The sequence below is a fragment of the Arthrobacter sp. P1_D4 genome, from assembly GCF_056406115.1.
Genome location: NZ_JBFUAU010000012.1, coordinates 40698 through 63128, shown reverse-complemented (window position 1 = coordinate 63128; position 22431 = coordinate 40698). Strand labels below are relative to the sequence as shown.

Sequence of the window (22431 nt, the reverse complement as noted above, 5' to 3'; positions counted from 1 at the left end):
GAACAGGGGCTTGAATTGGTAGGCAATGCAACATTCCGGCACAGCAACACCGCTCTACTTTCGGTAAGCAGCGTCGAAGCTCCGACGATCGTCAGTTCCATGGATTTCGACCGCAGGCTGGCTTCGACCCTGCGGCGGCTGAGGGTCCCCCCGAAACTGCTCGAACGGGTCGCGGGCATCACGCACCGGCGCTGGTGGGCCCCCGGGACATCGTTCGACGACGCAGCCATCGAGGCGGGTGCAAAGGCCCTGGCCGAGTCCGGCATCGAAGCGTCCGAGATTGGCCTGCTGATCAACACCTCCGTGACGCGGCGCAACCTCGAACCGTCCGTCGCGGTAAAGATCCATCACGGACTGCGCCTGCCTTCGTCGGCCATGAACTTTGATCTGGCCAACGCCTGCCTTGGATTCGTCAACGGCATGACCCTGGCGGCCAACATGATCGACTCCGGCCAGATCAAGTACGCGATGATCGTCAACGGTGAAGACGCCCAGGCAACGCAGGAGGCCACCCTGGCCCGGCTGCAGCGGCCCGAGACGACCCGCGAGGACTTCAACCGCGAGTTCGCCACACTGACGCTCGGCTCCGGAGCGGCTGCGGCCGTCCTGGGCCCGGCGGACGAGCACCCCGGGGCGCACCGGGTCCTCGGCGGCGTGATGCGTGCCGGCACCGAGCACCATGAACTGTGCGTGGGCAGCATTGACGGCATGGCCACCGACACCAAAGGCCTGCTCGACGGCGGCCTGCAGCTCGTGGTCGATGCCTGGCACGAGGCCCAGCCGGAGTGGGACTGGGCCTCGATGGACCGGTATGTCACGCACCAGGTGAGCAATGCCTATACCCAGGCCATCATCAACGCCATTGACCTGGACCCGGACAAGGTGCCGATCACGTTCCCGCACTGGGGCAATGTGGGCCCGGCCTCCCTCCCCATGACCCTCGCGGCCGAAGCGCAGACTCTCGCGGCCGGGGATCGCGTGCTGTGCATGGGCGTCGGTTCCGGCCTGAACACCGCCATGGTGGAAATCGTTTGGTAGCCGCCGACTGGCCCGGCGTCGACCCCGAGTGGTCGCGCGAAATCGATGTGGCTTCCACCTCCGCCGCGGATGAGCCCGGCACCGTGCGCCGCTGGCACCTGCTGGACAACGGTGCCCAGCTCGCGCGCCGCGGCCTGACACCTGCCGGCACCCTGCTGTGCGTGCATGGCAACCCGACGTGGTCCTACCTGTGGCGGACCCTGCTGGCCGCCGGATCCGACCCCGCACATCCGTGGCGCGTGGTGGCCGTGGACCAGCTGGACATGGGCTTCTCCGAGCGCACCGGCACGTTCCGGCGCCTGGAGGACCGGATCAACGACCTGGGCGACCTCACCGCGTCGCTCGGCCTGGACGGCCCGGTCGTCACCGTCGGCCACGACTGGGGCGGCGTGATCAGCCTGGGCTGGGCCGTGGCCCATCCGCAGCAGCTCGCTGGCGTCGTGCTGGCCAACACAGCCGTGCACCAGCCCTCCGGCGCCCGCATCCCGCCTGCACTGCGGCTTGCCTTGCACCCTGCCGTGCACCGCTGGGGAACGACGGGGACGGACACCTTCCTGCGCGTGACGCATGCCCTGGCCCACCCACCGCTCGCCGCCGATGTCCGTGGCGCCTTCATGGCCCCCTACCGCGGCGCCGGCCGCCGCGCCGGCGTGGGGAACTTTGTCGCGGACATTCCCGCCGACGCGTCCCACCCCAGCTTTCCGACGCTCAGCCGCGTCGCGGAAGGGGTGCGCGGGCTGAGGGTTCCGGCCCTGATGCTCTGGGGCCCGCGCGATCCGATCTTTTCCGACCGGTACCTCAAGGACCTCATCGGCCGGCTGCCGGACGCGAAAGTTCACCGCTTCGAGGGTGCCGGCCACCTGGTCGCGGAAGACAGGGACATCGCCGCGCCCGTCTTCGAGTGGCTGGCCGGGTGCGGCCCGGACAGCGGGCCGGCCAACGAACTGGCCGACGGCCCGGCCGACGACTCGATGCTGGAATTCGGGACAGGGCCCCTGAAGCCCGGCGCCGGGGTCCCGCCCCTGTGGGCGCCCCTCGCCGAGCTGGCGGCGGGACCAGCGGCCGGGGATACCGCCGTCGCGGAAATGGCCACGGACGGCAGCGTCGCCCGCTCGCTCAGCTGGCAGGAGCTCGAACAGAACATCGCCGCCCTCGCTGCGGGCCTGCAGGACGCCGGTGTAGGGAACGGCACCCGGGTGAGCCTGATGGTTCCCCCGGGCGTGGACCTGACCGTGGTCCTCTACGCCTGCCTGCGGCTCGGCGCGGTGGTCATCGTGGCCGACGCCGGCCTGGGTACCCGCGGCCTGAGCCGTGCGGTGAAGGGCGCCACCCCCGACTTCCTCATCGGAATCGACAAGGCCCTGGCGGCCGCCGCGGTACTTGGCTGGCCGGGACGGCGCATCAGTGTGCGGGACCTGCCGGCCCGGCGCCGCGGGCTCCTCGCCGTCGAGACCTCCCTGGCTGCTCTTGCCCGCCGCGGAGCCGGCCTCAGCCCCGGACTCCCTCGCCCGGGCACGGCCCCGGTTCCGGACCCGGACGCCCCCGCCGCGGTGCTGTTCACCTCCGGTTCCACGGGGCCCGCCAAGGGCGTGGTCTACACGCACGGGCGGCTGGCGGCGATGCGCGATGCCGTGGCCGCGACGCTGGAGATCCGCCCGGGCGCACGCCTGGTGGCGGGCTTCGCGCCGTTCGCCCTGCTGGGACCGGCGCTCGGAGCCGTTTCGGTAACGCCCGCCATGGACGTCACCGCCCCCCGCACCCTGACGGCCAGCGCGCTGGCGCACGCCGCAGCAGCCATCGACGCCACGGTGGTCTTCGCCTCCCCCGCGGCGCTGCGCAACGTCCTGGCCACCCGGGCCGGCCTGAGCCGGGCCGGACACGAGGCCCTGGGGCGCGTGGAGCTGCTGCTCTCCGCCGGCGCGCCGGTCCCTGAAGCCCTTCTCGCAGAGGTGCAGCGGCTGCTGCCGCGGGCCTCGCTGCACACCCCGTACGGGATGACCGAGGCGCTGCCCGTCACGGACATCAGCCTCGAACAGATCCGTGCCGCCGCGGCCGACGCCGCCGCCGGAACCATGGCAGGCGCCGGCAACGGCGTGTGCGTGGGCCGGCCGGTACAGGGCGCCCGCGTGGCCATCATCCCGCTGGCCGCGGACGGCACCGCACCCGGGAACGAGCCCGTCAGGGAGGCCGGAGTGAGCGGGGAGATCCTCATCAGGGCCCCGCACGTGAAAGAAGCCTACGACCGGCTCTGGCTGACCCAGCACGAGAGCGTCCGCACGGCCGGATGGCACCGCACCGGCGATGTGGGGCACCTCGACGCCGCCGGCCGGCTCTGGGTGGAAGGACGCCTCGTGCACGTCGTGACGGCTCCGGGCGCGGTGGTGACTCCGGTGGGCGCCGAGCAGGCCATCGAACGCCTGGACGACGTCGGGATGGCAGCCGTCGTCGGGGTCGGTCCGTCCGGGACCCAGGCTGTCGTCGCCGTCGTCGAAACCGTTCCGCCGGTCCGCCGGGCCGGTCTGGCCGCCCCTCAGCTGGCGGGCCGCGTACGGGACGCCGCCCGCGCGGCAGGGGTCAGCGTCTCCGCCGTGCTCGCTGTCCCCTCCCAGCCGACCGACATCCGCCACAACGCCAAGATCGACAGGAGCCGACTGGCCCGGTGGGCTTCGGCGGTGCTGGCCGGCGGCCGTCCGGGCACGCCATGAGGGTCCTCGTCACCGGCGCCAGCGGACTGCTCGGCGGGGAAGTCGCGCGGCTGCTGGTGCGGCAGGGCCACGCCGTCAGCACGTTCCAGCGCCGCCCCTCCGGCGTCGACGGCGCCACGGACCTCCAAGGGTCCGTTGCTGACGAGGCCGCCGTGCGCCGCGCCGTCTCCGGCGCCGAGGGCGTCATCCACCTGGCCGCGAAGGTCTCCTTCACCGGCCGCGCCGCGGAGTTCGACGAGGTCAATATCGAAGGCACGCGCCGCCTGCTCCGGGCCGCCCGCGAGGCCGGTGTGCGGGAGCTGGTGTTTGTCTCCTCCCCGTCCGTGGCCAATTCCGGGGCCGCCATCGCCGGGCTGGGCGCCGAGGCGGCGGACCCGGTCCGCGCGCACGGTGACTACTCCCGCACGAAGGCCGAGGCCGAACTGCTGGCGCTGGCCGCGGACTCGCCGGGTTTCCGGGTCACGGCGGTGCGCCCGCACATCGTCTGGGGCCCGGGTGACACGCAGCTGGTGGAACGGGTGCTGGAACGTGCCAGCCGCGGCCGCCTGCCGCTGCTCGACGCCGGCGCGGCCCTGATCGACACGACCTACGTGGACAACGCCGCTTCGGCCATCGTCGCCGCCCTTGACCGGATGGAGTACATCCACGGCCGGGCGCTCGTGGTCAGCAACGGCGAACCCCGCCCGGTCGGTGAGCTGCTGGCGGGCATTTGCGCCGCGGGCGGCGTCCCTGCGCCGTCGTGGACGGTGCCGGGCAGCCTCGCGCGGGCTGCGGGATCGGTGGTGGAGAAGGTGTGGTCCCGGTCCGGCCGGTCCGGGGAGCCGCCGATGACCAGATTCCTCGCTGAGCAGCTCTCCACCGCCCACTGGTTCGACCAGCGCGAGACCCGTGGACTCCTCAACTGGTCCCCCGCCGTTTCGCTTGACGAGGGCCTGGCGAGGCTGGCCGGGCACTACGCCCGGACGCCCCCTACCAGCGCCCGTTCCGCGGCCGGGGCTGGCAGACGGGACAGGTGTACGAGGACCGGTTCATGAACTGTTCCCGCAAGAGCCGGCTGACCCGGCCGGCGGCGGCGCAGCGCTTGCACTCGAGCCCCTCCCGGCCGTAGGCGTTCAGGGAACGGTCGAAGTACCCGGAGGCTCCGTTGACGTTGACGTAGAGCGAATCGAAGCTCGTGCCGCCGGCGGCCAGGGCGTCCGTCATGACCTCGCGGGCGGCGTCGAGGACCCGCAGCGCGTCGGGGCGGCGCAGGGTGTCGGTGGGCCGGGCGTAGTGCAGCCGCGCCGTCCAGAGGGCCTCGTCCGCGTAGATGTTGCCGATCCCGGACACCAGGCCCTGGTCCAGCAGCGCCCGCTTGAGCCCGGTTTTGCGGGCCCGCAGGCGCCGGTAGAAGGTCTCGAAGGAGAACCAGGGATCCAGCGGGTCACGGGCAATGTGCGCGGCTTCCTCGGCGATGAGCGGCAGCGGCGTTTCGGCGAGGCCGCCAGGGCCGCCGTCGTCGGTGGGGATCAGCGTGGTCAGGAACAGGCCGCCGAAGATGCGCTGGTCCACGAACCGGAGCTGTCCGGGCATGCCGTCGGCTGGGCTGAGCCGCAGCCTGACCTTCAGGTGTTTTTCATCCGGAACGCCGGGGTCCTGCATGAGCAGCTGGCCGGACATGCCCAGATGGGCCATGAGCGCGACGGCGGGGCCCGGCCCGCCGGCCGGGGTACCGTTTCCGGGCGCGGCGGGCGTGTCCGCCAGCGGCATCCACAGGAATTTGCCGCGGCGGACCACGTCCAGGACCCGTGCGCCTTCAAGGTTGCCGGCAAAGTCTTCCGGTCCCAGGGCGTGCCGGCGCAGGGAGCGCGGGTCCAGGACCTCGACGGAGGTGATGGTCCGGCCGCGCACCCAGCTCACCAGGCCGCGCCGGACCACCTCGACCTCGGGCAGTTCAGGCAACGCCGGCCTAGCTGCCGGTCTGGGACTGCAGCTGCTGCGGATCCGGCGCGGCCGGGGCGGTCAGCCGGCGCCAGGCGTCGGCGGCGGCTTCCTGTTCGGCCTCTTTCTTGGAGTTGCCGGTGCCGGTGCCGTAGTCCGTGCCGCCGATCCGCAGCACGGCCTCGAACGTCCGGGCGTGGTCCGGCCCGGAGCCGTCGACCGCGTAGTTGATGGTCCCAAGCTGCCGGCTGGCGGCGAGCTCCTGGATGGAAGTCTTCCAGTCGGTGCCCGCGCCGAGGGCGGCGGCGTCCTTCAACAGCGGGCCGACCAGCCGCATGACCAGCTGCCGGGCCGTCTCGATGTCGTTGGAGAGGTAGGTGGCGCCGATCAGCGCCTCCATGGTGTCCGCCAGGATGGAGGCCTTGTTCTTGCCTTCGGTGAGCTTTTCGCCCTGTCCAAGGTAGATGAACTCCCCCAGCCCGATGCTGCGGCCGATGCCGGCCAGCGCCCGGGTGCTGACGACGGCGGAGCGGCGCTTGGCCAGGTCGCCTTCGGGCAGCGTGGGGTTGTCACGGTACAGCGCGTCCGTTACGGAGAACCCCAGGATGGAGTCGCCCAGGAACTCGAGCCGTTCGTTGGTGGGGATGCCGCCGTTTTCGTAGGCGTAGGAACGGTGTGTGAGCGCAAGACGAAGCGTCCCGGCGTCAATAGTGACACCGAGACGCTTCAGAAGCTCTTCAGTTGAAGACATCTTTTTCAGCCTGTTGGCGGATTAGACGTCTGCGACCTTGCGGCCCTTGTACTCAAGGAACAGCGCAGTGCCAGCCGAGTCGGTAACGACCTTTGCCTGGTGCGGCAGGCTGTACGTGACCTGGCCGTTCTCGACAGTCTTCACCAGGTGGGGGGCAGTTGCCTTCCACTGGGAGCGGCGGGCGCGGGTATTCGAGCGAGACATTTTCCGCTTCGGGACAGCCACGGCTAACTCATTTCTCTCTAGAAAAACACTTACAAATCAGTTTTGCCGGTCAGGCTTAGCCAAGTCAGCCAGGGCGGCCCAGCGAGGATCTACGACCTCGTGGTGATGCCCCGGCTCGTCTTCCAGGCGCACTCCACATTCGGAGCAAAGGCCCTGGCAGTCTTCCCGGCACACCGGCTGGAACGGCAGTATGGTGACAACTGCGTCCCGCAACACCGGCTCAAGATCGATCAGATCGTGCTCGACTCGACGTTGCTCTTCTTCGTCTTCTTCGTCGGAGAACACAGCATCCTCGTAGAAGAAAAGTTCTTGCACATCAACCTCTTGGTCATACGCAAGGGGATCCAGGCATCGGCCGCATTCGCCAGTAACTTCGACGTGCGCGGTTCCTGATACCAGAATTCCTTCGTGTACGGCCTCAAGCCGCAGGTCCAGCTCGACATCCGAGCCTTCCTGCACGCCAATGAGCGCCACGCCAAGATCACTTGGCGCGGGTACATGTTCCGTCAGCGTCCGCATGCTTCCCGGACTGCGTCCGAGGTCCTTGACGTCGAACGCCAAGGGCGAACTAGCATCTCGTTTAATGAGAACTCCTGTTGAACATATGACCGACGTACTATCTTAGCCTGAACTTCCGGACGGACTCAAACCGGGGGGCACGCCGGCGGTTCACACCACAAGCGGCCTCGGATTCGGGCCACGCAACCGGCAGCAGACCGCCGAGTACCGGTCAAGCTTACACTTTGCGCGCCCTGTTCGGGACCGGCTCGCCCGGGGCCAGCCGTTTCAGCACAGAGCGGGGAACAAAGTCCGAGACGTCCCCGCCGAGGGCGAAGACCTCTTTGATGAGGGTGGAGGACAGGTGCAGGTAGTGGCCTTCCGCCGGCAGGAACACCGTCTCGACGCCGGTCAGCTGCCGGTTCATCGTGGCCATCGGCAGCTCGTAGTCGAAGTCCGAGGACGAACGCAGGCCCTTGACGATCGCCGACACACCGCGCTGCCGGCAGTACTCGGCCAGGAGACCCTCCCCCACGGGTTCAACCACGATCCCGCGCAAGGACGCGAACGTTTCCCTGGCCATGTCGATCCGCTCCTCCAGGCTGAAGCGGTACTTCTTGGAATAGTTCGTGGACACGGCCACGATCACCTCGTCGAAGAGGCCCGCGGCACGCGCAATGACTTCCAGGTGTCCGTTGTGGATGGGGTCAAAAGAGCCAGGGCAAACAGCGCGTCTCATGCTCCGAACCTACCGTATCCGCGCCGCAGCCCGGGATAACATGACTGAATGTCAGCATCGAACAATCGCGCGACTTCTCCTTTCACTGTGCGGCCTGTCACTGTGTGGCCCGTCACTGCGCCGCCTTTCACCGTGGACGGCGGCGTGGTCCTGGTCACCGGTGCCGCCAGCGGCATGGGCCGGCTCTACGCCCTCCGCGCCGCCCGGGAAGGCGCCGAGGTAGTGATCCTCTGGGACGTCGACGCCGATGCCCTGGCCGGCACCGCCGTTGAAGTCGCCGCTTTGGGCGCCCGCGCCGTCCCCCGCACGGTGGACCTGGCGGATCGCGCCGCGATTGCCGACGCCGCCCGGGAGGCCAGGGCTGAGGGACCGCTGGCGCTGCTGGTCAATAACGCCGGGATTGTCCGCGGCGCGTACTTCTGGGACCACGCCCCGGACCGTGACATCGCCCTGACCATGGACATCAACGCCCTCGCCCCCATGTACGTCACCCTGGAGTTCCTGCCGGACATGATGGCCGGCGCCGGCCGCCCGCGCCGGATCCTCAACGTTGCCTCCGCCGCCGGCACGGTCTCGAATCCGCGGATGAGCGTTTACGCGGCCTCAAAATGGGCCGTCATCGGCTGGAGCGACTCGCTCCGGCTCGAGCTTGAGCAGCAGGGCTACGGCCACCTGAAAGTCACCACCTTCTGCCCCAGCTACATTTCCACCGGCATGTTCGAGGGAGCCCGGGGTCCCCTGCTGACCCCGCTCATGACACCGGAGGATGCCGTGGACAGGGCATGGCGTGCTACGGCCGCCGGGCGGCCGCAGCTGATCGCCCCCGCCATGGCCATGCTGGGGAAAGTACTCAAGGGCATCCTGCCGGTGCGGGCGTGGGACTTCGTGGGCGGAAAGGTCTTTGGGATCTACACCACCATGGACAGCTTCACCGGCCGGGACGAGAAGGCGGGCACCCGATGAGCCCCCGCATGCCGCTGCCGTGGCAGCGCGCCGCAACCGGCGCCAACCTGCTCTCCCCCGATGGCTCTCTGGGCGTGACGATCTTCGAGGAGATGACCACCCTGGCCCTGAGCACGGGCGCCATCAACCTTGGCCAGGGCTTCCCGGACGAGGACGGCCCCGTGGAGATCAAGGAGGCCGCCCAGGCAGCGATCGCCGCCGGAGCCAACCAGTATGCGCCCGGCAAGGGCATCCTGCCGCTGCGGGAGGCGATCTCGGTGCACCAGCAGCGGTTCTACGGGCTGGCCGCGGATCCGCAGACCGAAATTATCGTCACTACCGGCGCCACGGAGGCCATTGCCGCTGCCCTGCTCGCGCTGGTAGGTCCGGGAGATGAAGTGCTCACCTTCGAACCGTTCTACGACTCCTATGGCGCCATCATCGGGCTCTCCGGCGCCACGCACGTCACCGCCCCGCTCCTGGCCCCGGATTTCATGCCGGATCTGGCCGCACTCGAGGCCGCGTTCAGCAACCGCACCAAGGTGGTGCTGATCAACAATCCGCACAACCCGACCGGGGCGGTGTTTCCCCGCGAGGTGCTCGAGCGCGTCGTCGAACTGGCCGCGAAATACGACGCCGTCATCGTCACCGACGAAGTGTACGAGCACCTGACCTTCGGTGTGCGGCACATCCCGGTCGCGACGCTGCCCGGGGCGGCGGAGCGCACGCTGACCATTTCCTCGGCCGGCAAGACGTTCTCCTTCACCGGCTGGAAGATCGGCTGGCTCTCCGGGCCGGAGGTGCTCGTGGCCGCCGCCCGGACGGTCAAGCAGTTCCTTAGCTACAGTTCCGGCACGCCCTTCCAGGCCGCCATCGCGGTGGGCCTGGGGCTTCCGGACGAGTTTTACGCCGGCATCGCCGACACCCTCCGGTACAAGCGCGACATCCTCAGCGAGGGACTGCGCGCGGCCTGCCTCGACGTGCTGACCCCGCAGGGGACCTACTTCGTCAACGTGGACACCTCACCGCTGGGGATCACCGATTCCGTGGAGCTGGCCCGCAGGCTGCCGGCACTCGTGGGCGTCGCCGCGATCCCTGTGCCCGTCTTCTGCCACGCCGACGGCGCCGAACGCACCCGCAGCCTGCTCCGCTTCGCGTTCTGCAAGCAGCTGCACGTGCTGGAGGAGGCCGCCGAGCGGCTGGCGACCTTGCGCGACAGGCTGTGAACATGGCCGGGCAGCAATTCGGGGCCTCGCGGTTCCTGCGAACCACCGGGCACCACGCCGTGATCGAACCGGATGCCTTTACCGACGGCGGCTTCGTGCTGAGCATCGGCGGCGCCGAGCAGTCCCACGTCAACCTGGCCGACCCCGCGGACATCTTCTACGAATACCTGCGCAGGATCGGGCACGTGGTGGACCTCGCCGCCCCGTGGGGCGAGCCGATCACGGCGCTGCACTTGGGCGCCGGGGCCCTGACCCTGGCCCGCTACATCCAGGCCACCCGGCCCGGCTCGGTTCAGTACGCGGTGGAGCTGGAGCGGGAACTGCTGGACTTTGTGCTCGCTCAGCTGCCCCTGCCGGAGGGGACCGAGCTGCACACGGTGATCGGCGATGCCCGCGACGCCCTCGCCGGGCTTCCGGCGGGCCTGCGGTTCGACGTCGTGATCCTGGACATCTTCTCCGGGCCGGAGGCGCCGGAACACATCGCGTGTACCGGGTTCTACCAGGAGGCGGCGGCCCGGCTGACGCCGCGCGGCGTGTTGATCGTCAACGTGGGCGACGAACCCGGGCTGACCCTGGTCCGGAGCCAGATCGCGGCCATGGGCCGGGCCATGGCCGACGTCTCGGCCTTCGCGGAGGCCGGAATGTTCACTGGCCGGTACCCCGGGAACATCATCCTGACCGGGACGCAGGGGCCGTGGCCGGAGGTCTGGACGGCGGCGCTCACGGCGCGCGGTCCGCATCCGGCCCGGCTGCTCACCGGCGTCGATTTGGACGCGCTGGCCGGCTAGTCCCCTGCTTCCAGGTCCGCTGCTTCCACAGCGTCCACTGCCGCCAGGTCCGCTGCTTCCACAGCGTCCGCGGCTTCCACGCCGGGCTCGGTGAACCACAGCCGGGTTTCGCCGTACTTCTTCTCGGCAAACCGTTCCATGCCCTGGGGCCATACCGGCTCGGGGCTCCGGGACGAGCGTTCCACCACCACGACCGCTCCCTCGCCCAGGTGCGGCACCAGCTTGGCCAGCACGGCAGCGAGGGCCGGCTCGTCCAGGGGGTAGGGCGGGTCCAGGAACACCAGGTCCCAGATCGCGGAGTCGGCGGCCCGGTCGAGGAAGGATTCGACCTTGGAGCGGTGCACGGAGACCACCTTGCGGCCCGTGACAGTGTTGACAAGATCGGCGTTCCGCTGGCAGACGGCGCTTGCCTTGGCGTCGAATTCGACCAGGTCCACGGAGTCCGCGCCGCGGCTGCCGCTCTCCACCCCCAGCGAGCCGGATCCCGCGTACAGATCGAGGACGCGGGCGCCGGCGATGACGTTGAAGGCGTCCAGCCGGGAGAACAGGGCCTCCTTGACGCGGTCGGTGGTGGGCCGTGTCAGGTTCCCGGGCACGCTGTTCAGCGTGCTGCCGCCGGCCGCACCGGCAATGATCCGGCTCATGCGCGGACCCCCGCGGACGTGTTTGCCTGGCTCGTGGTCCTAGCCGCGTTCAAGGAACGCCTCCTTCTCGGGGTTCAGGTATTCATCGATCGCGGCCGCAAGCCGGGGCTGGCCCGCCAGCGCGGGATCGGCGGCCACGATCCGCTGGGCGTCCTGCCGGGCCCGGGCGATCACGTCCTCGTGTTCGAGCACGCGCAGCAGCTTCAGCGTGGAGCGCCCGCCGGACTGCGAGGCGCCCAGGATGTCGCCCTCCCTGCGGAGCTTGAGGTCCTCCTGGGACAGTTCGAAGCCGTCCGTGGTGGCGGCGACGGCATCCAGGCGGCGCCGGCTCGGATGGCCCGGCTCCAGGGTGGTGACCAGCAGGCAGGTTCCGGGCAGCCCGCCGCGGCCCACCCTGCCGCGCAGCTGGTGGAGCTGGGAGATGCCAAAACGGTCCGCGTCCAGGATCACCATGAGCGTGGCGTTGTGGACGTCCACGCCGACTTCGATCACGGTGGTGGAGACCAGCAGCTTGGTCTGGTTGGCCGTGAAGGAGGCCATGGTCTCGGACTTCAGCACCGGGTCCTGCCTGCCGTGCAGCGGCGCCACAGCCACCCCGGCCAGGGCCGGTTCGTCCTGGAGATGTTCCACGACGCCGGTGACCGAGGCGAGTTCCCGGGAACCGTTCTCGCCTTCGAGGTCCGCGGCGGACGGTTCGGCCTCGCCCGGGGTGAAGTCGCCGTCGTCGTCCGTGCCGATCTTGGGGCAAACGACGTAGACCTGGTGGCCGGCGTCGATCTCCTCCCGCGACCGGGACCAGATCCGGGTGGCCCACCCCGGGTGTTCCGCGAGCCCCACCACGTGGGTGGAGATCGGGGCGCGGCCGGCGGGCAGCTCATCGAGCACGGAGGTTTCGAGGTCGCCGAACACGGTCATGGCCACGGTCCGGGGAATCGGGGTGGCGGTCATGACCAGCAGGTGCGGCGGTTTGCTGGCCTTGGCCCGGAGGGCGTCGCGCTGTTCCACGCCGAAGCGGTGCTGTTCGTCCACCACGATCAGGCCAAGGTCGTAGAAGGAGACGTTGTCGCTGAGCAGGGCATGGGTGCCGATCACGATTCCGGCCGTTCCGGAGGCGGCGTCGAGCATGGCCTGCTTCCGCGCCGCGGTGGGCATGGAGCCGGTGAGCAGGGTGACCTGGACGGCGTCCGGTCCGAACCCGCCGAGCATCCCGTCCCGGGAGAGCGGTCCGAGCGTGCGCCGGATGGATTCATAGTGCTGGGCAGCGAGGACTTCGGTGGGGGCCAGCAGGGCAGCCTGTCCCCCGGCGTCCACCACCTGCAGCATGGCGCGCAGCGCAACGATCGTCTTGCCGGAGCCCACTTCGCCCTGCAGCAGCCGGTTCATGGGCGAGTCCTGGGCGAGCTCGTCGGAGAGCGTCTTGCCGACGGCGGCCTGGCCGGCGGTCAGCGTGAACGGGAGCTGGCGGTCGAAGGCGGGCAGCAGCCCGTCCGGTGCCGGGCGGCGGGCCGTCGCTTCCTCGGCGGCGAGTTGGGCGCGGCGGCGGGCCAGGGCCGACTGGAGCACCAGGGCTTCCTGGTAGCGGAACCGGTCCCGGGCGCGCTGGTAGTCCGCCGGGGTTTGCGGGGCGTGGATCAGCCGGTAGGCGTCCGCGACCGGCAGGAACTTCTCCCGCGCCGCGATCTCCGCCGGCAGCGGGTCGCCGAGGGTTTCGAGCTCCACGGTGTCCAGCAGCGTCGAGATGACCTTCTGGATGGACCAGCTGGTCAGTTTCGCCGTGGCCGGGTACACCGGGATCGGCATGGCGGCGAGCTTCTCCGGGTCGATGCCCGGCGTTTCGGGGTCCTCGTCCAGCAGCAGGAAATCCGGGTTGGTCAGGCCGAGGGATCCGGCGTAGCGCGTAACCTTGCCGGAGAACATGGCACGCCGGCCCGGCTGCAGCTCGGCCTTGGCCCGGAACCCGTTGAAGAAGCTGACCTTGAGCGTGCCCGGCAGTGCGCCGGCCGCCCGCGTGGAAGCGGTACCGCCGGCGTCGTCGGAGATCACGACGTCGGTGAGGGAACCGCGCCGGGCGCGCATGGGCCGGGTGCTGTTGGAGACCACCCGGGCGATCAGGGTCACTTCCTCGTCCAGCGGGACCTCGCTGATGGGCGTGAGCTCGCCGCGGCTGAGGTAGCGGCGGGGAAAATAGTTCAGGAGCCCGCCGACAGTGGTGATGCCAAGGTGTTTTTCGATGACGGCCGCGGAGCGCTTGCCGATGCGGCGCTCCAGGCCCAGTTCAAGTTCAGCGTGCATGTCCGTCGGGGTTTCGGGTTTCGGCGGCACGCGCCGGGGCAGCAGCAGCAGCGACGGTAGCGTCAACAGGTGCGCCTGCGGTGGCGGCAACCGTGGCGGCCGGTGCCTCCGGGTCGCGCGGGACTGCGAGCTCGCTCACGGAAATGTCCGTGGGCTCGCCCAGGGAACGGATCAGCGCGACGGCGAGGTCCCCATCCAGGACGTGGACGTGGACGCGCCAGCGGTAGAGCCCGGCGGCGTCGGCGCCGCCACCGACCTGGCTCATGATCACCGAGTCGCCCATTTCGTCGAGCCGTTGGCGCATCATGGCGGCGTCCAGCGGGGACAGGGAAATGGTGCACATGACTTCGACACCTTCGTCTCGCGGCATGCCGACGTGGATATGCGGATCCTGGACGTCGTAGCCGTGCAGTCCGTCCAGCAGTTCGCTCTGGAGCTCCTCGCCCAGCACGGCCGAGCGGAGGCAGTCCAGGATCAGCAGCATGCCCACGCCGCCGGCGTCCACCACGTGGGCGGCCTGCAGGGCATCGAGCTGCTCTTCCGTGCGGACCACGGCGGCCAGGGCCGCCTCGACGGCGGCGTCCAGGGCCAGGCCCAGGGTCTGGTTGCTGTCATCGCCGTCGTGTGCGGAGTCCACGGCGGCCGCGGCCCTGGCGGCAGCCTCCATGACGGAGAGCATGGTGCCGGGCACGGGATCACTCAGCGCGGACCAGGCCCGGATCTGGGCCCGGTTCAGGGCCGCGGCCAGCAGGGGTGAGCTGATCCGGGTGTGCCCGGCCAGGGGTTCGGCAGCAGCGCAGAGGAAGACGGCGAACAGGGTTCCCGAGTTGCCGCGGGCCTGTTCCATGGCAACCTGGCCGGCCTGCGCAAGGACGGCGCCAACGTCATGCAGGGTCGGGTCCGGTGCCGCGTGCGCCGCCCCGTCCGGGTGTCCCGGCACGGCGGCGTCCGCGGCGTGGGCCGCGGCGCGGACGGTCAGGTAGAGGTTGGTGCCGGTGTCGCCGTCGGCTACCGGAAAGATGTTGATGGCGTTCAGGCGGTCGCTGTGGTTGCCGAGCGTGGTTTCCGCCTTGCCCAACCACCGCTTCATCGCTTGCGCGTTGGCGGCAATCTTAGTCTGCAAAGTGATCCCATCCCACAGCGTCAGCGGGCCTGCCCGCGATCGTTACTCCCGTGCTTTCGGTTGGTGCAGGGGCCTCTACCGAGCCTATCGCAGTGAACCCGGGAGGGAGCGGAACCCCTGCCGGGAAAGTGGCGAGCAGCCCATGGTCTTCACCGCCGCCGAGGACCCACGCCATCGGGTCTGCCCCCAACAGCTCCGACGCCGGCAGCAGCGGGGCGGCCAGCTCCTTCAGGGCGGCGGCGTCCAGGTTCAGCACCGCGCGGCTGGCGGCCGCCATGCGGTTTCCGTCCCGGACCAGGCCGTCCGAGATGTCCATCATGGCGGACGCCCCCGCCTCACGGGCCAGCGGTCCGGCGGCGAGCGGCGGCTGCGGCCTGCACTGGGTGTCCAGGAGGGAACGCTGCCCGGCGGTCAGGGCGCCCACCGGGACGTTCGACTCCAGCAGCGCCAGCCCGGCGGCGGCCCGGCCCACTGTTCCCGCCAGGGCCACGGTGTCCCCCGGCCGGGCCCCGGAGCGCAGGACGGGCGCCTTGCCGTCAAGAGTCCCCAGGATCGCCACACTGACCGCCAGTTCGCGGCCGCGGCCGAGGTCGCCGCCGGCCACCGTGCAGGCCGAAGCCCCCAGCCCCCTGATGCCGGCCACGAGGCCGTCCGCGAAATCCTCCACCCAGGAGACGGGGGTCTCCGGCGGCATGGTCAGGCTGACCACAACGGACGTGGCCCGGGCGCCCATGGCGTTGATGTCGCTGAGGTTTTGCGCCGCGGCCTTCCAGCCGACGTCGTACCCGGTGGTCCGGTAGCCGTTGTTCCATTCGAGCCGGAAATCCTGGTCCGCCACTTGGGTGTCGATGCTCACCACGGTCCGCCCGTCCGGCGCGGCGACAATCGCGGCGTCGTCCCCCGGCCCCAGCAGCAAGTACGACGCCGCCGCCGGTCCGCCATTGGGCTGCGGAATCGTGAGCCGCGGAAAGATGCGTCCCAGCAGCTGGGACTCCGAGAGGCCGCCAACGGTCAGTGCGGCGTCCGCGGGCAGGGCATCGGGCACAGCGGCTTCAGGCACAGCGGTTTCAGGGACAGCGGTTTCGGGCACAGCGGTTTCGGGCACAGGTTCGGGCACAGTTTCAGGCACAGCCCTACGCTACCGCGAGGGACTGACCGTGCCGGGCCGTGGCTTCACGTGCTGAGTATTTCCTCCAGCCAGGCCTCGCCCGTGGACCGCATATCGAACCGCCCGACGTATTCGGCGGCGGCCCGGGACTCCTCTGCATACGCCTGGGGCGAGCCGTTGAGGGCCGAGACCAGGGCCCGGACCTGGGACGTTGTCCCCCGAGTCCAGCGGTTGCTGAATATTTCATCCGCTCCGGGCCTTTGCCAGAACAGCGGTACGGCGCCTGATGCCATGCCCTCAGCGGGGGCGAGGTGAAAGCTCTCGTCCGAGCTGGGCGATAGGACATATCCGATCTTGCGCAGCCAGGACGCCATGTCGGGGCCAAACGGTTCGAAGACCACGGCATCCCGCAGCGCCGGGGACCTGCCGATACGGTCAAAAATCTCCAGGTACGCCTCGCGTTGGAACGGCTTCTTCCATTCGTACGGATACTCCCACGGCATTCTTCCGCGGACATGCAGGGTGTACCTGGGGTCCTCATCCAACAGCTCCTCGAGCAGGTCAAGGGCGCGGTCCAGGCGCTTGCGCATGGGGACGATGCCCACCAGCCCCAGCCGGAAGCGATGATCCGGTTCCTTGGATCTGCGGAGGTCCATGACGTCCACGGCGTTCGGGATGACCCGGATGGCGGTGACGGTCCAGCCGGTACTTGCACGAGTGCGATCCACGTAGAGCTGCGAGACGCAGATCAGGGAGTCAATGTTTTCGGCGGCCACGTCGCTCATCCAGGGGCCGTTGAGCTCGAACATGTGAAGACGCACAATGAGCTTCTGCCTCCGCCGTTTGTTGTTCGAGTACCAGACGGCGTTGGGCCCGCACCATTCACAGATGATCACGTCGGCCCAGTCCCTGAGCCGCTCGGACTCCTTGACGTCGTGCTGATGAAGTGAGGTCCAGTGGTCGAAGGCGAGTTCGATGTCGTCCCGCATCTCGAGGACGGACACCAGCTCGCCCGCAAACTTTAGGTCGTGACCGGCAATCAGCACCCGCGTCTTTTGCCTGGACCGCGGGCTGCGGGCGTAGTCGCCCTCGGACCGTTCGAAATAGGCTTTCAGCCGGGCCGCCGATGCTGAAATCGAGTAGTACCGGACACGATTGGACACTTCCTCCTTCAGCCCGGCAACGGTTTCCCTCGCCGCCAGAAGGGTGCTGAGAACGCCCTCCGCCGAATCGTCGTCGACATACAGCGGATAGTCCGCGCCGAAAAGCTCCAGGTGCTGCGCATTCCGGTTCACCATCGGCGGCACCCCAAGGGCCGCGTACTCGAGCACCTTGGTCGAAATTTCGAGGCTGGCGTCCATGCTTCGATCCCGCCAGCTCAACCCGACGTCGTGCCGGCTGACTTCCTTTGCGGCCTCATCACGGGACATCCCGCCCAGCCAGTCGATCCCCGGCGAGCTCACCGCCGTCTCCATCGTGGCCGACCACTGCGGGTCCTGGAGGTCGTGCTGGAACTTGTCGCCGATCATCGTCAACGCCAGGGGAAGGTTGTGTTCCCCGGCCGTCGCCGGGAGGGAGCACATTTCCAGGGTCCGCCATTTCCTGGCGAACTTGCCGGAGTAGACCGCACTCAGTTTCCGCCCGGTGCCAGATGAGCCTCCCCGCAGGTCAAAGTATTCATCGGGCACCATGGGCGTGAGGACCAGGGTCTTTCCCGCGGCCTCGGGAATCGTCGCCTCAACGTAGGAGCGTGCGGCCTCAGTCTGCACGAAGAAGCGCCGGCATTGTCCGACGGTCCTTCTGAGCACCGCGCGGTCTTTTTCGGAAAGCCGGGAGCCGGGATGGGCGATGTCCGTGATGTAGAGCCACGACTTGGGGCCCAGGACTTTGGAGTTTGCGACGTGCGCCGCGACCTGGGTGCCGCGGGCGATCACGACGTCGAACGGCCGCTGCGCGTCAAGCTGGGCCATGCGCTGGGCTGCGGTTCGGGGCTGCAGCGCCTCGATGTCCGCGCTCTCGCCAGGTTGGGCGATTTCCACGCCGGGCATGTCAGCTATCCGGTCAAGCAGCCGCGTCTTCGTGACGTGGGTCTTGAGAAGTACGCAGACTTCGGAGCCCGTTCGGGATAACGCCTCGGCCATGGAGACGAGCCAGACGGCGGACCCGTCGATGATGTTGAGGTCGACGTCCCCGTAGAGGAGGATCTTCCGCATGGACCCGGTGGTATCAGGGCGAGCCAATGAGCGCTCCTCTGTTCATTTTGGCAAAAGCTTCCAGCGAAGTGAGCAATCCGAACCGGTAGTCTTCGGTCCACTCCGCCAGGGATGAACGCTCCGAAAACACAACATCCGACGCTGCTTCGAAATCCGTGGTGTAGATATCGGTCTCCAACCGTGTTCTCACAAAATAGGCCGGCATCCCTTGGGACCTGCACTCAGCGAGGGCACGGAGTATTTCGTTGGCAAGCAGCGTCCCTGCAGCGGAATCGGCTCCGAACCAGATTCCGGCCGTGAAGGCGCTGTCATCGATCACCAGCGCGAAGCCCCGGCCGTTCGCGATCTGGGCAGCGATGGTGCTCGGCCGCAGTGGTTCCAGGGCGTGGGCATCGCCCAAGTACCGGTAAAGCTCCTGGCCCATGATTGAGTAGACAACCCGTCCGCCCCACGGCGCCGTTACAGGCGCTCCGAGGTAGCGGAGGATTTTGGCCTGGCGGTCCCGGTCATCTGTCACAGCGGCCGCGAGCCGGCCGACTGCCCGTCCGGCAGTCGGAGCCGCGGTGGGAGCGGACTTTGTGCGCTCCGCCGCGGGATTTGTGCGCTCCGCCGCGGGATTTGTGCGCTCTGCCGCGGGGGCACTGGCCTTCGCCGCCGGTGCGGACAGTCCGCGTACCAGCTCGCGCAGTTCCCTGTTGCGCGAGTGGGCCTTCCGGGCTTCGGTTTCCTGTAGCCACCGCATACTGACCAGCTGCGAGACGGCCATCACCGCCATGAGTGCGAACAGTGCCAGGGGCAGAACCGCGAGCGCCGGCTGCCTGAGCACGAGGCAGAGGATTCCACTGAGTACTGCGGCCGCGCCGCAGAAGGCCATCGCCATGACCACCCGGCTTTTGAAGGCTGTGCGCAATGTCTGAACGAGCCGATCGATCATGAGCTGAAGACTCCCCGGGTATCGACGAGGAGCTTGCCGGCCAAGGCTTCGGCGGGCAGCGCCCGGACGGCGTCGTGGTCGACAAGCACCACCACGAGCGAGGAACGGCTCACTGCTTCCTCAAAGGGCACCAGCCGGACGTTCTCCCGGTGCTGCAGGCGCCCGGGCAGGCTGTCGATGTGGGGCTCGGCGACGTTGATCCGGGTGGCCGGCATCGATTCGGCGATGCCATGGGCAATGTCAATGGCGGGAGACTCACGCAGGTCGTCAATGTTTGCCTTGAACGCGAGCCCCAGGACGGCAATCTCTGCGTTCCTGGGCAAGCCGGCAAACGCGTCACGCACCTGGTCCAGGACCCAGCGCGGCTTCTCGTCGTTGACGGTCCGGGCCGCTCTGATCAAGCGCGACTCGGCAGGTGCTGCAGCGACGATGAACCAGGGATCGACGGCAATGCAGTGACCCCCGACGCCGGGTCCCGGCTGCAGGATGTCGACGCGCGGGTGATGGTTTGCCAGCCGGATCAGTTCCCAGACGTTGATGCCCAACTTTTCGCTGATGACCGAAAGCTCATTCGCAAACGCTATGTTGACGTCGCGGTAGGAGTTTTCCACCAGCTTGGCCATTTCCGCCGTCACGTCGTCGGTGATCAGGATCTCGCCCTGGCAAAACACCGCATACAGGTCTTTCGCGAGATCGGCGGCGCGCCGGGTGATCCCGCCAACAATCCTGTCGTTGGTGACAAGCTCGATCATGACTTTGCCGGGCAAGACGCGCTCGGGGCAATGGGCCAGGAGAATCGCGGGCCTGCCGTCGGCGCCGTCCAGCGATAGGTCCGGCCGGAGCGAGACGATGTACTCGCCCAGATGGCGGGTTGCCCCCGGGGGCGACGTGGACTCAAGGATGATCAGTTCGCCACCTTGCAACACCGGCGCGATCCCGCGTGCGGCCGCCTCGATGTAGCTCAGGTCAGCCCTCTTGTCCGCCGTGAACGGCGTCGGAACGGCGACAATAAACGCATCAGCGGCGGGCGTCCCGGTGGTTGCCTTGAGCCGGCCCTGGCTGACGGCACCGGCGACGTGGATCCCCAGGTCTGGCTCGACGAAGGGCACACGCCCCTCGTTGACTGCGTCCACCGTCCGCTGATTGACGTCAACGCCGATGACGTCAAGGCCGTTGGTCGCCAGTATCGCGGCTGTGGGCAGCCCGATGTACCCCAGTCCAATGACGGCGATGGTCCGAAAGTCAGTCAATCTGGTAACCCCTATCAAAGCGTGATGAATTCACGTGGATTTTCGAGAATGTGAATTTCGCCGTCCGTTGCGGGCTCCCCGGCCGGTACGCCCGGCCCGTTCCCCGCGCCGGGGCGGATCTGGCAGTAGTTGAACCTGTCGGCTGCGTAGATGGAGCCCTGGGACGCCGCGACGGACGCCAGGAAGGCGGTGTCCTCGCCCCGGTCCAGCGCCTCAAACGGGTGCGCCTCGAAGACCTCCCTGTGTGCAGTGATGGTTGGTCCCATCACCCGCCGGCCGAACCGGTGCTCCTGGTGTGCGGCGCGGAGCATGGTGGTCCGGCTGGAACGCAGGTGCGTGTAGTGGGACTGCTTCCCCACCACGTCCGCCCCGGAATAGCTGAGCGCGTACAGCAGATCGGCGACGTAGTTTGGCGCGTAATAGTCGGCGTCGTCCATCCTGGTGAGCACCGCACCCGTCGATGCTTCAACGCACCGGTTGAGGCACTCGCCGAGGGTCAGTGCGGCCGGGGCGGCGAGCACCTGGTACTTCGCCACGCCGTGGGCGTGCGCCAGTTCGGCGCAGAGACCCTCGGCGGCCGCAAAGCCGCGGGTCAGCACGATGAGCTCCAGGTCGACGTCGGCCTGGCCGCCGGCGGTCTGAAATATTTGGTCCAGCTGTTCCGGACGGGTTGTGCTCACCAGCGCACTGACGGAGGGAAGGACGACGGGCCGGCATCGCTCCGGCCCGACCGCCCGGACAATGGATTCTGCCCGGTGCGCGTACGTATGGGCTCCCCAGATCCGGCGCTGGGCCTTGTGGACCACCCGTTCGTTGAACTCCGGGTTGGACGTCAGCTTGCGCAGCATGATTTCCGCCTCCGGCTGGGCTGCGGCGACCAGAACCTCATCGTCCTCGAAGAACTGCGCTATGGCCGCGCTGGGAGCGGAGACGACCGGTGTGCCCGAGGCGGAGATCTCGAAGATCCGGCGGGCGCACATGCTGGGCGATTCGATCACCGAGTTGACGTTCAGGAACGCCTTGTACGCCCGGTATGCCGTCAGCATCTGGGCGTAATTCAATGAGCCGACTACGTGCTGGTCGAACGGCTCCGGGAACTGGTAGTTCTGGTCCCCGCCCAGCTGGCGGGAGAATATTTCCAGTTCGGCGCCGCCGGTTCCGGCTTCGGTCCTGGCCGCGCCCAGGAGCATGTCCATCTGGGCGCGGCGTTGAGGATACTTGTGGGCGAAATACATTCCGGCGAAAGCCACGCCGCGCGAGTGCCATCCGTGTCCTGGCCGGACGGGGTTGTGGAGGGCGGGCTGCGCGGCAAAGGGAAGGGTGCCCACCCCGTGGTGGCCCAAGTCCCTCACGTAATCAGGAATGCGGTCCGAATCACTGGTGAAGACGTGGTCAAACAACTTTGCTGCCGGAAGAAAGTCGTCGTAATGCGGTGGGTCCTCCTTGTTCCAGAAGACGGTCGGAATGCCGCGGGCACGGCACCACTCAACAAGCCGGACCAGCTCGACCCCCGGCCCCTTGGAACCGGTGAGCTGGTATTGCCAGGAGCCGGAATTTCCGTTCCAGGCAGATTCCACGAACAGGAAATCGATGCGGGTCTCCCCCAGTTGGTCACGCCACAGTTCCTTGCGCAGTTCGAGCAGGTTCCATTCGAACGCAAAGGACGTACGGGTGAAATCGTCCAGGATCACGCCCACGCTCAGGTCCGGGCGCCGCGGTCCCGGACCGGAAGCTTCGTATGGGGTGAACTGCAACTGCCGGTTTGGCCCCCGCCCCGCCCACTGGCCCGCTGAACCATTCGTCCCGGGCGGAACGGCGGGGGTCCGTTCTGTTCTCCGGTGTGGCCTCCGCCTTTGAAGATGGGCCTTGCCTCGAATTTTCAACTGCCGCAGGGCTCGTTCTGCGTCCGCCGGGATGCCCATCAGTTCCGGTCCTCCTCCATGATGCGTCCAATACGGCGTTGCGTCAGCGCAGGGGCACCACCGTCGGGCAGCCAACAGGAAGTCCGTCTAAGGGCCAAGAAGCCGCTGAGCCC

General features: G+C 68.6%; 19 protein-coding genes. 6 read left to right on the top strand and 13 right to left on the bottom strand.

Features of this window, described 5'->3' with window-relative positions; all coding sequences use genetic code 11:
• The first annotated feature begins 15 nt into the window (after positions 1-15).
• The 3 genes from AC1D0A_RS13210 to AC1D0A_RS13200 are packed head-to-tail and all read left to right on the top strand — an operon-like array spanning position 16 to position 4777.
• Positions 16-1038, top strand: coding sequence for a 3-oxoacyl-ACP synthase III (locus AC1D0A_RS13210; RefSeq protein ID WP_028277960.1), 1023 nt, complete (start codon positions 16-18; stop codon positions 1036-1038).
• Positions 1032-3743, top strand: coding sequence for an alpha/beta fold hydrolase (locus AC1D0A_RS13205; protein WP_476946006.1), 2712 nt, complete (start codon positions 1032-1034; stop codon positions 3741-3743). The genes AC1D0A_RS13210 and AC1D0A_RS13205 overlap by 7 nt, the downstream gene beginning before the upstream one ends.
• Positions 3740-4777, top strand: coding sequence for an NAD-dependent epimerase/dehydratase family protein (locus AC1D0A_RS13200; protein ID WP_476946005.1), 1038 nt, complete (start codon positions 3740-3742; stop codon positions 4775-4777). Before AC1D0A_RS13205 ends, AC1D0A_RS13200 begins: the two co-directional genes overlap by 4 nt.
• On the opposite strand, the gene mutM is transcribed toward AC1D0A_RS13200, so the two are convergent.
• From mutM to coaD, 5 genes are all read right to left on the bottom strand, one after another.
• A complete protein-coding gene (mutM, locus tag AC1D0A_RS13195) occupies positions 4713-5684 on the bottom strand; it encodes a bifunctional DNA-formamidopyrimidine glycosylase/DNA-(apurinic or apyrimidinic site) lyase (protein WP_476946004.1) in 972 nt (323 codons plus the stop codon). The genes AC1D0A_RS13200 and mutM overlap by 65 nt on opposite strands.
• A 7-nt stretch (positions 5685-5691) precedes the next feature.
• Positions 5692-6414 (bottom strand): ribonuclease III, encoded by a 723-nt coding sequence (gene rnc, locus AC1D0A_RS13190; protein ID WP_243177156.1) that lies wholly within the window; start codon positions 6412-6414, stop codon positions 5692-5694.
• A 21-nt stretch (positions 6415-6435) separates the two neighbouring features.
• Complete coding sequence (rpmF, locus tag AC1D0A_RS13185) at positions 6436-6639, bottom strand: 50S ribosomal protein L32 (RefSeq protein ID WP_009356569.1); 204 nt, start codon at positions 6637-6639, stop codon at positions 6436-6438.
• A gap of 36 nt (positions 6640-6675) precedes the next feature.
• Complete coding sequence (locus AC1D0A_RS13180) at positions 6676-7200, bottom strand: YceD family protein (protein WP_079553424.1); 525 nt, start codon at positions 7198-7200, stop codon at positions 6676-6678.
• 175 nt (positions 7201-7375) lie between these two features.
• On the bottom strand, positions 7376-7876 hold the full coding sequence (gene coaD / locus AC1D0A_RS13175; protein ID WP_028277957.1) for a pantetheine-phosphate adenylyltransferase: 501 nt from the start codon (positions 7874-7876) through the stop codon (positions 7376-7378).
• Positions 7877-7963: 87 nt separating this feature from the next.
• Here coaD and AC1D0A_RS13170 point away from each other — a divergent pair, with 87 nt between their 5' ends.
• The 3 genes from AC1D0A_RS13170 to AC1D0A_RS13160 are packed head-to-tail and all read left to right on the top strand — an operon-like array spanning position 7964 to position 10832.
• Positions 7964-8839, top strand: a complete 876-nt coding sequence (locus tag AC1D0A_RS13170; RefSeq protein WP_476946003.1) for an SDR family NAD(P)-dependent oxidoreductase — start codon at positions 7964-7966, stop codon at positions 8837-8839.
• Positions 8836-10044 carry an aminotransferase class I/II-fold pyridoxal phosphate-dependent enzyme gene (locus AC1D0A_RS13165; protein WP_476946002.1) on the top strand — a complete coding sequence of 403 codons (1209 nt, stop codon included), beginning with the start codon at positions 8836-8838 and terminating at the stop codon, positions 10042-10044. The genes AC1D0A_RS13170 and AC1D0A_RS13165 overlap by 4 nt, the downstream gene beginning before the upstream one ends.
• Positions 10045-10046: 2 nt before the next feature.
• A complete protein-coding gene (locus AC1D0A_RS13160; RefSeq protein ID WP_476946001.1) occupies positions 10047-10832 on the top strand; it encodes a spermidine synthase in 786 nt (261 codons plus the stop codon).
• Here AC1D0A_RS13160 and rsmD read toward each other — a convergent pair.
• From rsmD to AC1D0A_RS13120, 8 genes are all read right to left on the bottom strand, one after another.
• Positions 10829-11476: a 16S rRNA (guanine(966)-N(2))-methyltransferase RsmD gene (rsmD, locus tag AC1D0A_RS13155; protein WP_476946000.1), complete on the bottom strand. Its 648-nt coding sequence runs from the start codon at positions 11474-11476 to the stop codon at positions 10829-10831. The two genes, AC1D0A_RS13160 and rsmD, sit on opposite strands and share 4 nt — an antisense overlap.
• A 39-nt stretch (positions 11477-11515) precedes the next feature.
• The gene (locus AC1D0A_RS13150) at positions 11516-13768 is read right to left on the bottom strand and encodes an ATP-dependent DNA helicase RecG (RefSeq protein WP_476943872.1); all 2253 of its coding nucleotides are present in this window, start codon (positions 13766-13768) and stop codon (positions 11516-11518) included.
• Entirely contained in the window at positions 13758-14858 is a 1101-nt protein-coding gene (locus AC1D0A_RS13145; RefSeq protein WP_243177964.1) for a DAK2 domain-containing protein, read from the bottom strand. The genes AC1D0A_RS13150 and AC1D0A_RS13145 overlap by 11 nt, the downstream gene beginning before the upstream one ends.
• A gap of 22 nt (positions 14859-14880) precedes the next feature.
• The gene (thiL, locus tag AC1D0A_RS13140; protein ID WP_476943871.1) at positions 14881-15906 is read right to left on the bottom strand and encodes a thiamine-phosphate kinase; all 1026 of its coding nucleotides are present in this window, start codon (positions 15904-15906) and stop codon (positions 14881-14883) included.
• Positions 15907-16064: 158 nt separating this feature from the next.
• On the bottom strand, positions 16065-18239 hold the full coding sequence (locus tag AC1D0A_RS13135) for a glycosyltransferase family protein (RefSeq protein WP_476945999.1): 2175 nt from the start codon (positions 18237-18239) through the stop codon (positions 16065-16067).
• Positions 18226-19146, bottom strand: a complete 921-nt coding sequence (locus AC1D0A_RS13130; RefSeq protein WP_476943864.1) for a hypothetical protein — start codon at positions 19144-19146, stop codon at positions 18226-18228. Before AC1D0A_RS13130 ends, AC1D0A_RS13135 begins: the two co-directional genes overlap by 14 nt.
• Positions 19143-20396: a UDP-N-acetyl-D-mannosamine dehydrogenase gene (wecC, locus tag AC1D0A_RS13125; protein WP_476943863.1), complete on the bottom strand. Its 1254-nt coding sequence runs from the start codon at positions 20394-20396 to the stop codon at positions 19143-19145. The genes AC1D0A_RS13130 and wecC overlap by 4 nt, the downstream gene beginning before the upstream one ends.
• A 14-nt stretch (positions 20397-20410) precedes the next feature.
• Positions 20411-22150 (bottom strand): glycosyltransferase family protein, encoded by a 1740-nt coding sequence (locus AC1D0A_RS13120; RefSeq protein ID WP_476945998.1) that lies wholly within the window; start codon positions 22148-22150, stop codon positions 20411-20413.
• Between the last annotated feature and the right edge of the window lie 281 nt (positions 22151-22431).

Coding starts and splice junctions, on each gene's coding strand:
- AC1D0A_RS13145 (WP_243177964.1), bottom strand. CDS start 14,858: ATGAAGCGGTGGTTGGGCAAGGCGGAAACCACGCTCGGCAACCACAGC.
- AC1D0A_RS13150 (WP_476943872.1), bottom strand. CDS start 13,768: ATGCACGCTGAACTTGAACTGGGCCTGGAGCGCCGCATCGGCAAGCGC.
- AC1D0A_RS13160 (WP_476946001.1), top strand. CDS start 10,047: ATGGCCGGGCAGCAATTCGGGGCCTCGCGGTTCCTGCGAACCACCGGG.
- AC1D0A_RS13200 (WP_476946005.1), top strand. CDS start 3,740: ATGAGGGTCCTCGTCACCGGCGCCAGCGGACTGCTCGGCGGGGAAGTC.
- rnc (WP_243177156.1), bottom strand. CDS start 6,414: ATGTCTTCAACTGAAGAGCTTCTGAAGCGTCTCGGTGTCACTATTGAC.
- AC1D0A_RS13165 (WP_476946002.1), top strand. CDS start 8,836: ATGAGCCCCCGCATGCCGCTGCCGTGGCAGCGCGCCGCAACCGGCGCC.
- coaD (WP_028277957.1), bottom strand. CDS start 7,876: ATGAGACGCGCTGTTTGCCCTGGCTCTTTTGACCCCATCCACAACGGA.
- AC1D0A_RS13130 (WP_476943864.1), bottom strand. CDS start 19,146: ATGATCGATCGGCTCGTTCAGACATTGCGCACAGCCTTCAAAAGCCGG.
- rsmD (WP_476946000.1), bottom strand. CDS start 11,476: ATGAGCCGGATCATTGCCGGTGCGGCCGGCGGCAGCACGCTGAACAGC.